This window comes from Oscillatoria sp. FACHB-1406, assembly GCF_014698145.1.
Classification (GTDB): domain Bacteria; phylum Cyanobacteriota; class Cyanobacteriia; order Cyanobacteriales; family Spirulinaceae; genus FACHB-1406.
The window spans coordinates 163,110-174,573 of sequence record NZ_JACJSM010000001.1; the positions used below are offsets into that span (position 1 = coordinate 163,110).

Consider the following 11,464-nt stretch of genomic DNA (forward strand, 5'->3'; position numbering starts at 1 on the left):
AAACAAATAAAAACCTTCTCATTCCCCCATCTGAATGAGTCGATCGAGATTGTCACTGCTAATGCGATAAGCCGCACCAAAACCGACGACAAAACGCCCGGATTGCGGGACGAGTTTAAAGATGCGAAAGTCGGGCAAACTACGAAACATTTCAATGATATCGCCGAAGCGAGATTGAAACAGAGTGACAATCGCTTCCCATTCAGAAGTATCGCGAGGGAGCAGCGTCGCCGTACAATTATAACTGAGGCGGCGACGCGCAAAAATTTGTCTGGCTTTACTTTCGTCTTCGATTAATAAGAGGCTGGCGCGGGGATTGTTTTCGAGGTTTTGAGTATGGGTAGAAAGTCCGCTGACGTAGATATAAAAATTTCGAGCTTCATCGCTGACAAAAGGGGCGTAACTCGTGTCTGGGACTCCCTCTAGATCGACAGTTCCGAGAATTAAGCTTTCAACTTCTCTGGCGAATTGTTGATATTCGGCTTGAGTTTCTTCTAATTTATTTGTCATCGTAATTCGTAATTCGTAATTCGTAATTCGTAATTCGCGATCGTTGAGCTTGCCGAAATGCCGAAATATAATTCATTATTCATCATTCAATCGGTCTAAATGCAATATCATACCCTCTTTCGCTAAAACGCTTCCGGGCAGGGCGGCTTCGACTTCGATCGCGACATTATCGAGGAAATCATCGCTATGATTGGGATCGTGGTGAAAAACAACCAGCCGTTTAACTCCCGCCGCTTGACACACCCTTACGCCTTCTTGCCAGGTCGAATGTCCCCAGCCCACTTTCGGCGTTTTTGGGTTGTGATACTCCTCATCGGTGTACATGGCATCGTAAATCAAAATATCGGCATCGCGCGCCAAATGCAGGACATTTTCATCGAGGCGATCGGGAAATTGTTCGGTGTCGGTACAATAAACGGCAGTATGCCCGCCCCAGCTAATCCGATAGCCCATTGCACCGTTAGGATGGTTGAGGGGCGCGGTTTCAATAGCGATATCATCGAGGGTAAAAAGTTCGCCGCAAACGAGGTCGTGGAACTTCATTTGCGCCCGAATTTGGGCGATGGGGATAGGAGAGTTGAGGTGAAGGACGCGATCGCGAAAATGTCGAGCCATCTTCATCGGTTCGCCTTCATCGGGAACCTGTCCGTGAATGATAAAACGGCTTTCTTCATCAAAGCTTGGGAAGAAAAAAGGCAAACCTTGAATATGATCCCAATGATAATGGGTAAAAAACATATAGATTTCTTCTTCTAGCGAAGGGGACAAGCTTTTTCCGAGCAAGCGCAGCCCCGTACCGCCATCAAAAATCAACCGTTTGCCCCCAATCCGCATTTCAATGCAGGAGGTATTGCCGCCGTAGCGCAGGGTCGTCGGACCGGGAGAGGGGATGCTACCCCGTACCCCCCAAAATTGGATGGCGAAGCGATCGCCCGAAATATCTTTTTTCATATACTCTTAAGGCTTTAATACATGACATTGACCGCGATCGCGCAGGAGATGATCGCATAATACTAAAGCCACCATTGCTTCTACCATCGGCACAGCCCGAGGCAAAACGCAGGGATCGTGCCGTCCTTTCGCTGCTAAGGTGGTGGCTTCGCCGTCGCTAGTGACGGTACGCTGTTCTTGACCGATGGTGGCAGTGGGTTTAAAAGCGGCCCGCAGAACGATGTTTTCGCCGTTGGAAATTCCGCCTTGGATTCCCCCGGAACGATTAGTCGCGGTGCGAATGTTTCCAGCTTCGTCAGCGTAGTATTCGTCATTGTGTTCCCGTCCGGTCATCGCAGTTCCCGCAAAGCCAGATCCGATCTCAAAGCCTTTGGTTGCAGGCAATGACATTATTCCTTTAGCAAGATCGGCTTCGAGTTTATCGAACACGGGTTCTCCTAGCCCTTTGGGGACGTGCCGCGCGACACATTCAACCACGCCGCCCAAGGAGTTTTTGTCCCGACGGGCGAGGTCGATTATTTCTATCATTCGCTCGGCGGCTTCGGGATCGGGACAACGCACGATATTACTTTCGACAGCGGCGAGGGTGACAGTATCGACATCAACGACGGCTTCGAGGTCTTTAATACGTTTGACATAAGCGACGATTTCTACTCCGGCGACTTGCTGGAGGATTTTTTTAGCGATCGCGCCAGCCGCTACGCGCCCGATGGTTTCTCGCGCCGAAGAACGCCCGCCGCCTTGCCAGTTCCGCAGTCCGTATTTAGCATCATAAGTAGCATCGGCGTGGGAAGGACGATATTTCTGCGCCATCTCGCTGTAGTCTTGGGGGCGCGTATCTTTGTTGCGAACTAAAATCGCGATCGGCGTTCCCAAAGTTTTGCCTTCAAATACGCCCGAAAGGATTTCGCAGCGATCGGCTTCTTGGCGTGGGGTTGTAATCTTACTCTGTCCCGGACGGCGGCGATCGAGTTCTAATTGGATTTCGGCCTCGCTAATTTCTAGTCCCGGCGGACAGCCATCCATAACGACACCCACTCCACCGCCGTGAGATTCTCCAAAGGTTGTGACGCGAAATAAATGCCCGAATATATTACCCATTATCCCCCGATTGAGCGGCTCGACGGTCTCAATTTTAACGCGAGAGCGAGGGCGATTGACTGAAAAGCCGTGAAAGGGTCGATCTTAACCCTAAAAATACTGAAACTTTCTGCTTACCTCGAATGAAATTCTATGTAATTCTCCCGGATAATCACATCGCGATTTCCGTAAAAATCCTGACCGAGCAAACCGATATTCAACGCAGGGGAAATGGCAACTAGCAAGTCTGTGGCGGCAACGCTTCCCGCGCGGACAGAGGCAACGAGGGCGAGGGGAAACTCAACCCCCGTATCGCTGGCCGTATCGGCGACTGCAACACCGACAGGGGTTAAGCCGAGTTGCTTAGCCATTGCGGGCGTAATCACAGTGTGACTCGCGCCGGTATCGACGAGCATTTCGTAAGTCTGCGTGCCGTTGAAGCGAACTTTAATAACCGGCGTTCCGCGATCGCGCCGCTCGATGGGAATGCGGAAAGTTTCCGTCATCTTGCTATTCGGGTTTTCGCCGCACAAACGACCGAGACTCATGACTCGACCGTTAGAGTCAGTCATAAAGCAGCCTTCTTCGCGTTGCGCTTTGACGGGGGAAGTAGCCAGCCCTGCGATCGCGAAAGCTATAACGAATTCTTTGATAGACGCGCGCATAAATTAACAAAACTTGTTGAATCAGAACAAACCGTTAGAAAAATAAAGAAAAGATTATGACTTTAGCAAAAGTCCTCGATCCCTGGCATGATTGTATCCAGTTCAAATGAGGTCAGCCCAATAAAGACCTTAAAGATAAGTTAAATAACGATAATATATCTCGAGGTGTCAGACTTCTCAATTAGGGAAGGCTGACACTAATTTTATTGGCGGGTTAAAAATTCTCAGCGATCGCGCGATTGCGCCCCAACTTCTTCGCTTCGTACAGCGTCAGATCCGCAACCCCAATCAAGGCTTCCGGCGAAAACTCCGGACTGGGAACCGTCGTTACCACCCCCAAGCTCAAGGTCACGTAATCGCTGGTGGTCGAATTAAAATGATCGATCTCCAGACCTTCAACAGCCAAACGAATCGCTTCAGCAATTTGAGCGGCTAGCGGTGCGGCAGTGTCTGGCAAGACAATTGCAAACTCCTCGCCGCCGTAGCGCGCGACCAAATCTGTCTGTCGTTTGAGCGTACTGCGAATTGTTTGCGCTACCTTCTGCAAACAAGCATCCCCGGCTTGATGGCCGTATGTATCGTTATAGAGTTTAAAATGATCGACATCGCACAGAATCAACGAGATCGGTAGCTGTTTTTCTTTTAGGCGCACCCACTCTTGCAACAAATACTCGTCAAAACTGCGGCGGTTGCTGACCTGCGTCAAACCGTCGAGACTGGCGAGGCGTTTGAGTTCTTGGTTAGCTTTATGTAGCGCGGCTTCGGCTTGTACTCGTTCGGTAATATCGTTGGAGAGCGACAGTAAACACTTTTCGCCGTCAATCTCAATAATTTCAGCCGAAAGTAAGGCCGTTCTCAAGGCCCCAGAACGGTTGCGAGACTCAAACTCGAAGTTGCGAGCCGCACCATACATGGTTAACTGCTTGAATAAGCGCGTGCGATCTTCTCGATCGGCCCAAATGTCAAGTTCGACGGCTGTCCGCCCGATAATTTCTTCTTGAGCGTATCCCATGCTCTGGCAAAAGGCCTCGTTAACTTCTAAATGACAGCCATCAACCAAGCGCGTAATCGTCATCGGCTGAGGCGAAGCTTGAAATGCCTTAGAGAATTTTTCCTCAGATAAGCGCAGGGCTTCTTCAGCACGCTGGCGTTCTCGAATTTCTTCTACCAGCAACATATTTTGAGCGGTGAGAAGTTTGAGGGCATTGCGAATGCTAAGTTGATTTTGGACGCGAACCAGAACTTCTTCGATTTGTAGGGGTTTGGCAATGTAGTCTACTCCTCCGACGCTAAAGGCTTTAACTTTATCGGAGACGAGATCGAGAGCGCTCGTAAAAATGACCGGGATTTCTCGAGTGCGGGGGTTAGTTTTCAGTTGCGTGCAAATTTCGTAGCCGTTGAGATCGGACATTTCGACATCGAGCAAGATTAAGGCAGGTACGTCGATCTGGGCTTGGGTGAGGGCAATCAGACCCGTATTAGCACAGCGCACTTTGTACCCCCATTCTGTCAATCGAGTCAAAATAGATTCAATCCCGTCGGGGTTGCGATCGACAATCAGGATCGTTTCTTTAGAGGGATTAACAAGAGAGATATTCATAGGGAGCGCTCTGGGAAAGATCGGCAAGCAAGAATCAGGTATTGGGCTTAAGCTGAACTGCGACCCGCTAAGATTCTCATGTTGCATAGGCTTCTGTTGGCGGTACTAAGTTTGAGCGGGCTAGCAGCAAGCGGCATTACTCAAACTCGATCGCTTCTCCTCCAACCACGACCTCGCGAATCCGCAAACTCGGAGCGCCGCAGCCGACAGGCAAACCGCTTTGTCCGCCCTTACCGCATCCTCCCGATTCATCCCATTGAAAATCGTTGCCGATCGCTTCGATATTCGCTAAGGTTTTAAAAACATTGCCGGAGAGGGTTACATCTCTCACGGGTTCGGCAAGTTGCCCGTTGCGAATCATCCGGGCTTCTCCGGCGCTGAAGGTAAACATTTCGCCGTTCGTCATGCCCCCCAACCAGTTGCTCGCGTATACGCCTTCTTCGATACCCTCTAAGAGGCGAGCGACGGGAGTGTTTCCCCGACCAATCCAGGTGTTGGTCATGCGGACGATGGGGGGGTAGTGGTAGTTAAGACAGCGCGCGTTACCTGTGGGTTCTTCGCCAAGTTTGCCAGCAGTTTCGCGGGAGTGCAAGCGCCCGACAAGAACGCCATCGCGAATCAGTTGAGTCGTGGTAGCGGGCGTACCTTCGTCATCGTAGCGGTAACTGCCGCGATGACACTCACCGGCAGTGGTTTCGCTAATGGGTGCGGCTCCGTCGAAGATTTGTAAGTCTGGGGTTCCGAATTGTTTGCCGAGGCTCATCACTTCAAGGAGATCGGGGTTTTCGTAGGTCATATCGGCTTCGGAGAGGTGTCCGAAGGCTTCGTGGACGAATAGCCCGCTGAGGATTGGATCGATGACGACAGTGTAGGTGTTGCCTTTAACCGGGGGGAGGGAAAGGGCTTCGATCGCGCGATCGGCGGCGCTTTGGACGCGGGTATTGAGATGGGCGAGATCTTCGTAAGCTTTGCGGGAGCCGGTGGTTTCGCGTCCGGTTTGGACGATTTCGCCCCGGCGCGCGGTGGCAGCAAAGCGCATTTCCATATCCGCCCAGGATTGTTCGATCGCGGTGCCTTCGGAGGTGACGAGCAGGATCGATTGGTTGCTATCGTGATAGCGCACGGAGGTGCTAGCGATCTCCGCATTACTGCGGAGAATTTCGTTGTAACGATCGCACAGTTGCTTTTTTTCGCTCAGGGGAATATGGCGGGGATCGCTGCCAACGAGGGGGAGCGTATAGCTATCTTGGATGGGAGCAATGGGGGCGAGTTGGGTTTCCTCCGTTCCGACTAACCGCGCCGCCGCGATCGCATCTTCAATCCGTTCGGCAAGCGAGGACAGTTGATTAAACGATGCAAAGCCCCAACCGCCCTTATAACACGCTCTTACTTGTCCCCCTCGCGAAATTGCTTCACTCAGGGTTTCTACTCGGTCTCCTCGCAACAAGATCGAGGTTCCCTCCGATTCCTCTAGACGCAGGGCTAAAAAATCAACGCGGTGGCGATAGCGGGCAATTAATTCCGTGAGTAGATTTTTGCTCTCGGCTAGTCGATGGGGCATGGTAACAGAGGACATTAAAACTGACTGTCTATATTTTGCTACATTCGGTTTTAATTTTGACTGCAAAGCGACTTGAGAGGAAAAAAAACTCTCCTCAGCTAAAATACGACCGGAAATGATTCAAACCCTTTGAACAACAGGGTTTTACGCTTCGGAACGGGACTTTGACTCGGATGCGGCGCGAGATTCGGCACTTTGCGCATTAGCGTTTCAAAAGTAATTTTCAATTCCATCCGCGCTAAAACAGACCCCAGACAAGAGTGTACTCCTTTAGCAAAGCTGATTTTCGTATAAAAATCCTCTTTTTCAGAACCAACCCAGGCTCAGAGCCGATTTCAGATCTCGCTCGCGATCGCTAAGTTCTATTAGAAAAAAGTCCCAAATCGCAGTGCAGAAAAAGACTTGAGAGAGCGGTAAGCGCAAAAGTCTTCAGAGAATGACAGAAGAGATCTATCTTTCAGTCTATCTTTCACCCAGAAAGATAGACTGAAAGATAGATCTCCGGCTTAGGGCAATCCAGCGCTCGCCCAATAACGCCGCCAACGATTATCTCCTTCATAACGAATGCGCTTCTCTTCTACCAACTGACCGAGTGTTCTGTAGATCTTCATATAAGGAACTTCTGGAGCAATTCGGTGATGGATTTCCCCGCTACTCGAGCCGGGATAATGGCGCAAATCTTCTAAAACGAGAGCTTTTAAGCAATGAGGCTCGATTCTTTGCAAGGTTGTCCGCAGATGGACTCGAGCGGATCGTAGTAAGTCAGGATTGACATAGTAGCGAGTACCTTTTGTTTGTCCACTCTGTTTAATCAAGTCGAAATCTAGCAATCGACCCAACCAAGAGGTAACGGCTTGCCCCTCGAGTAAGGATAGTTGCTGCGCCAAATCGCGGGTACTGAGGCTTTCCTGTTGAGCTAACAGCCTAAGAGCGCTAAAATTTAGCCCAGAGTAATTTGGGTTAAGAAGCGATCGCGCCAAACCGTTCGATAATGCCGCCCCCTAACACCCTTTCGCCATCGTAGAGTACCGCAGCTTGTCCGGGCGTAATCCCGAATTGCGGCTCGTCAAAGTTTAACTGAAAGCGCCCTTCACCTAAAGCAATAACCGTTACATTTGCCGGTTGGCTGCGATAGCGCACCTGCGCCTGACAGCGGATGGGTGCGGTGGGTTCGGGAATCGAAACCCAATTCAACCGCGTTACCGTACAATTGGGCTGCGTGGCTTGTTCGCGAGAACCGACGACAACGCGATTCATCGCCGGGTCGAGTTGCATCACGTACAGGGGTTCGGGGGCGGATACGCCTAGCCCTTTGCGCTGTCCGATGGTGTAGTGGTGCACGCCGCTATGTTTGCCCAAAACGTTGCCGCTGGGATCGACGATTTCCCCTTCTTTGGAGGTAATGTAGCGATCGAGGAATTCTTGCATAGAACCGTGCGCTTCTACTAAGCATAAATCCTGACTTTCTGCTTTTTGAGCGGTTTTGAGGTTGTATTGTGCGGCGAGGCGGCGGGTTTCCTCTTTGGTAATTTCACCGAGAGGAAAGAGGGAACCCGCCAAAAGGTCTTGGGTGAGGTCGTAGAGGAAGTAGGATTGATCTTTGTTGGAGTCAACGGCGCGCAGGAGTTGATAGCGTCCGGTGGTTTCGTCGTAGCGGATGCGGGCGTAGTGTCCGGTGGCGATGCGATCGCAGCCCAAAGTTTTCCGAGCATATTGGAGCATCGGGCCGAATTTTACCGCGCGGTTGCACTGAGAGCAAGGCAACGGCGTAATCCCCGCTTCGTAACCGGAGACGAGATAATCGATAATATGAGTTTGGAAAATATCGCGCGTATCGACGATGTGATGGGGAATTCCTAACTGTTCGCAGATAAATGCTGCATCCACCATCCCTTCAGAACAGCATTGCCCTTTCCCTTTCATCAACCAAAGGGTTAAACCGATGACTTCGTAACCTTGACGGCGCAAGGTTGCCGCTGCCACCGAACTATCTACGCCTCCCGATAACCCAACAACGACTTTACTCATTTTTTTTCGCAACCCAACGCACTGAAAACCTAAAATTGTCACTATTTACTATGATAGTGCGATCGCTTTATCCAACTGAGGAAAATTATGACTGCGTTATTAATTGTTGGCACGGATACGGATGTTGGTAAAACGATTTTGACGACAGCATTAGCCGCTTACTGGTTTGCCCGTCGATCGCGCGATACCCTCGCCCTCCTCAAATTGATGCAAACCGGAGTTGGCGATTGCGAAACCTACCAGCGCTTATTTGCCCTCTCCCAACCGCCAGAAACATTAGTACCGATACGTTTTGCAGCACCTCTCGCACCGCCCATCGCTGCTGCAAAGGAGGGACGCGCGATCGATTTAGCCCCTGTTTGGCAAACGTTGTGTCGCTTGCAGCAGGATTATGAGTTCGTTCTAGTGGAGGCGTTGGGCGGGTTGGGAACGCCGGTGACGGATGAGTTAATCGTGGCGGATTTGGCGCGAGATTGGCAGTTGGAGGCGGTTTTAGTTGTTCCGGTGCGTTTGGGTGCGATCGCGCAAACGGTTGCAAATGTCGCCCTTGCACGTCAAGCTAAGGTTAAGCTCAAAGGAATTATCCTCAATTGCAATTGTGTCGATGCAGAATCCCGCATTGAGGACTTGACTCCCATCGATTTGATGGAAGCATTAACCCATCTTCCCGTTCTCGGTATCATTCCTTATCTGAACGACATCAATAACTTGACAGAATTAGAAAAATGTGCATCTAATCTCGATTTGGAACGATTGTTACCCGCACCAAAGTATCTTGCATCTCGTGCCTAGGGTTTAGCGATCGCGGCAACCGAAAGGATAATTAGAACGATAAGTGCTGGAACGCTTGCCAAACCAAGGATAGCGGTTATCGCGGATTTGTTCGTAGGCGCGATCGCCCAACCATTTTACCCCCGGCAAGGAACGGTAGAACGCGATCGCACCTTCCCCCATCGGCAGCAAGTTCGCGATTTCCTCCGCCGCATCGCTTCCTTGCCAGCGTCGCGCCGGATCGTTACCATCGATTAAAATCATGCCCATTTCGCAATCTTGCGGCGTAATCCCGAATTTGGTCAACGATTCGCGATCTTGCATCGGAATATAGTCAAATCGTTCGCCTTTATCAAAGTTTTCCAACCATTGCGTAAAGGTCGTACAGAGATTGCAGTTGCCGTCGTAAATAACGTGATAAGTCACGGTTGAATGAGAAATGAAAAAATTAAAATTGCGAAGAACGCATATTTTCTCTATTTTAGCTATATTTGTTACATAATTTCACAAAAAATCCAATTATCGTTCGGGGGACTTCTGAAATAAGGAATCCATAGCATGAGTGCAACTCAAACTTGTCCGGCTTGCCGCGTCTCGATTACCAACGATCTCGTCCATTTTTCTAACGGCAGCCCAGGAACGCGGGCGCGCTTATACGCTCGCGTGTGCCAGTTCGCAGCGCAGCAGGGCTGCATCAATAAAGATCCCGAGAAAATTGGCATGGTAACGGCACAAGACAGTTTTTCACCGGGCAGACCAATCCAGAAACCTTAGTGAGAGTTAGATGGGAGTTCTAGATACCAGGTTTCTGCTTAAAATTTGTGGAGTGGTTTTTAAAAAGCAACTGACAGAAACCTGGTTATTTGTCTATCGTAAAAAATATTACAAGCCTGACTTTCGGTTCTTTTTACCACTTAAAAAGTAGGTTAAAGCAGCGATAACGAGGGCAATACTCACGCCGAAGGGTAAAATATTAGGATTGCCTTCCCATCGTATAGCCTGTCCCAAAAATACGACACTCAAAAGCACGACAACAACGCTCGTAAGTTTGCCTTTGAGGTCATCAATATCGTGAATCTCTAGCCATTCTGGAACCTTAATCCGATCGTCGATAAAAAGTTCGTATAGTCCTAATGCAGTGATATAAAAGACAGTCGCGAGCAAAAACAAATCGATAATTTCAATACAGGATAAAACTAACGTTTTTGCCCCTTTGCTAGAAACCTCACCCTCTGAAAATAAGTGCAGTATTGTTACAACAGTCTGTAAGGCTCCGTAGATCGAAACAGTGAGAGATGCGAGAAACGAACAAATTACTGAAATCAGAACTAATTGTCGGCTCCCTGTCAAAATACGATGGAACATAAGTTTTTGAAACTTTCACTTTCGAGTTATGCAGTTAGCGCAGTAAAGTAACAGCAGCTTTACCCCAATATTAAAAACATTGTACTAGCAGCGTGATTTAAATAAGCTCTAAAGCGAAATTTGGGTAATAGAAATATTGCCGCTGAAACAAACATCGACATCCGTACCGGGGGTGCGATCGCGCAAACCATACTTTCCGGTGTAATGATATAAGTCTCCCTCCCTGCGATACTCAACGGGTAAAGGATCCTTACTCAGCGGACAAAAGACGATTTCCGGTTCTTCCGTACCCGGTTCTAAATGGGGTAAATTGACATTCCAAAAGCTATACGGCGGCAGCGGCAGCGCAAATAACATCTCTAAAACTTTTGTCGCCCGCTGCGTCGCTTCGTCCCAATTGATGCGTAACGGACTTTTAATCCAATGGGAAATCGCAATTCCTGGAATACCGTGGATGGCAGCTTCGCGCACTGCGGCTACCGTACCGGAAATATAAACATCAACGCCTAAGTTCCCACCCGCATTGATTCCCGACAGTACCCAATCGATTTTGGGGACGGTTCTTAAGGCAATGCGCGTGCAATCTGCGGGCGTTCCCCCAACGGCGTATTCAGTGTCCGAGCGTTTTTCTACGGAAATCGGGAGATGCGTCGTAGTTTGGTGTCCGCACCCAGAGAGTTGGGCTTGGGGCGCAAAAAAAATACCTTTACCGCCAATGGCGTTGTGCAAGGCTCGAATTCCGGGCGCGTCGATACCGTCGTCGTTGGTTAAAATTAGGGTCATGCGCGGATTTTAAAAGAAATTGTTGTCCTACGTTACCGAAAAATTGGGTATAAGCCTCGCCTTCTGGTTAAAAGGGTTGTGGAGTGCGAAGTGTAATATACCGATTTGGTGCGTTACGGCGCGCTGAAAAATCTATTGTTTCCCTCCAAG

13 protein-coding genes are annotated in these 11,464 nt (G+C 49.7%); 2 read left to right on the plus strand and 11 right to left on the minus strand.

Going from position 1 to position 11,464, the window contains the following annotated elements:
• Nucleotides 1–18: 18 nt before the first annotated feature.
• From H6G50_RS00765 to mnmA, 8 genes are all read right to left on the minus strand, one after another.
• Nucleotides 19–510, minus strand: a complete 492-nt coding sequence (locus H6G50_RS00765; RefSeq protein WP_190712306.1) for a pyridoxamine 5'-phosphate oxidase family protein — start codon at nucleotides 508–510, stop codon at nucleotides 19–21.
• A gap of 75 nt (nucleotides 511–585) precedes the next feature.
• Nucleotides 586–1,461: an MBL fold metallo-hydrolase gene (locus tag H6G50_RS00770; RefSeq protein ID WP_190712308.1), complete on the minus strand. Its 876-nt coding sequence runs from the start codon at nucleotides 1,459–1,461 to the stop codon at nucleotides 586–588.
• Nucleotides 1,462–1,467: 6 nt separating this feature from the next.
• Nucleotides 1,468–2,562 (minus strand): chorismate synthase, encoded by a 1,095-nt coding sequence (aroC, locus tag H6G50_RS00775; RefSeq protein ID WP_190712310.1) that lies wholly within the window; start codon nucleotides 2,560–2,562, stop codon nucleotides 1,468–1,470.
• A 113-nt stretch (nucleotides 2,563–2,675) separates the two neighbouring features.
• A complete protein-coding gene (locus H6G50_RS00780; RefSeq protein WP_190712312.1) occupies nucleotides 2,676–3,206 on the minus strand; it encodes a retropepsin-like aspartic protease in 531 nt (176 codons plus the stop codon).
• 214 nt (nucleotides 3,207–3,420) lie between these two features.
• Entirely contained in the window at nucleotides 3,421–4,806 is a 1,386-nt protein-coding gene (locus H6G50_RS00785; protein ID WP_190712313.1) for a diguanylate cyclase, read from the minus strand.
• A 136-nt stretch (nucleotides 4,807–4,942) separates the two neighbouring features.
• Nucleotides 4,943–6,367 carry a TldD/PmbA family protein gene (locus H6G50_RS00790; RefSeq protein WP_190712984.1) on the minus strand — a complete coding sequence of 475 codons (1,425 nt, stop codon included), beginning with the start codon at nucleotides 6,365–6,367 and terminating at the stop codon, nucleotides 4,943–4,945.
• Nucleotides 6,368–6,873: 506 nt separating this feature from the next.
• Nucleotides 6,874–7,092, minus strand: coding sequence for a hypothetical protein (locus H6G50_RS00800; RefSeq protein WP_190712315.1), 219 nt, complete (start codon nucleotides 7,090–7,092; stop codon nucleotides 6,874–6,876).
• A gap of 235 nt (nucleotides 7,093–7,327) precedes the next feature.
• Complete coding sequence (mnmA, locus tag H6G50_RS00805; protein ID WP_190712317.1) at nucleotides 7,328–8,395, minus strand: tRNA 2-thiouridine(34) synthase MnmA; 1,068 nt, start codon at nucleotides 8,393–8,395, stop codon at nucleotides 7,328–7,330.
• Nucleotides 8,396–8,482: 87 nt separating this feature from the next.
• Here mnmA and bioD point away from each other — a divergent pair, with 87 nt between their 5' ends.
• A complete protein-coding gene (gene bioD / locus H6G50_RS00810) occupies nucleotides 8,483–9,187 on the plus strand; it encodes a dethiobiotin synthase (protein WP_190712319.1) in 705 nt (234 codons plus the stop codon).
• Nucleotides 9,188–9,190: 3 nt separating this feature from the next.
• Here bioD and H6G50_RS00815 read toward each other — a convergent pair whose 3' ends face one another.
• A complete protein-coding gene (locus H6G50_RS00815; protein WP_190712321.1) occupies nucleotides 9,191–9,592 on the minus strand; it encodes a DCC1-like thiol-disulfide oxidoreductase family protein in 402 nt (133 codons plus the stop codon).
• A 132-nt stretch (nucleotides 9,593–9,724) separates the two neighbouring features.
• Here H6G50_RS00815 and H6G50_RS00820 point away from each other — a divergent pair, with 132 nt between their 5' ends.
• Entirely contained in the window at nucleotides 9,725–9,940 is a 216-nt protein-coding gene (locus tag H6G50_RS00820) for a hypothetical protein (protein WP_190712323.1), read from the plus strand.
• A 108-nt stretch (nucleotides 9,941–10,048) separates the two neighbouring features.
• Here H6G50_RS00820 and H6G50_RS00825 read toward each other — a convergent pair whose 3' ends face one another.
• Both H6G50_RS00825 and surE read right to left on the minus strand, forming a co-directional pair.
• Nucleotides 10,049–10,531, minus strand: a complete 483-nt coding sequence (locus tag H6G50_RS00825; RefSeq protein WP_190712325.1) for a YqhA family protein — start codon at nucleotides 10,529–10,531, stop codon at nucleotides 10,049–10,051.
• Between the two features lie 108 nt (nucleotides 10,532–10,639).
• Nucleotides 10,640–11,314, minus strand: a complete 675-nt coding sequence (surE, locus tag H6G50_RS00830) for a 5'/3'-nucleotidase SurE (protein WP_190712327.1) — start codon at nucleotides 11,312–11,314, stop codon at nucleotides 10,640–10,642.
• Nucleotides 11,315–11,464: the final 150 nt, after the last annotated feature.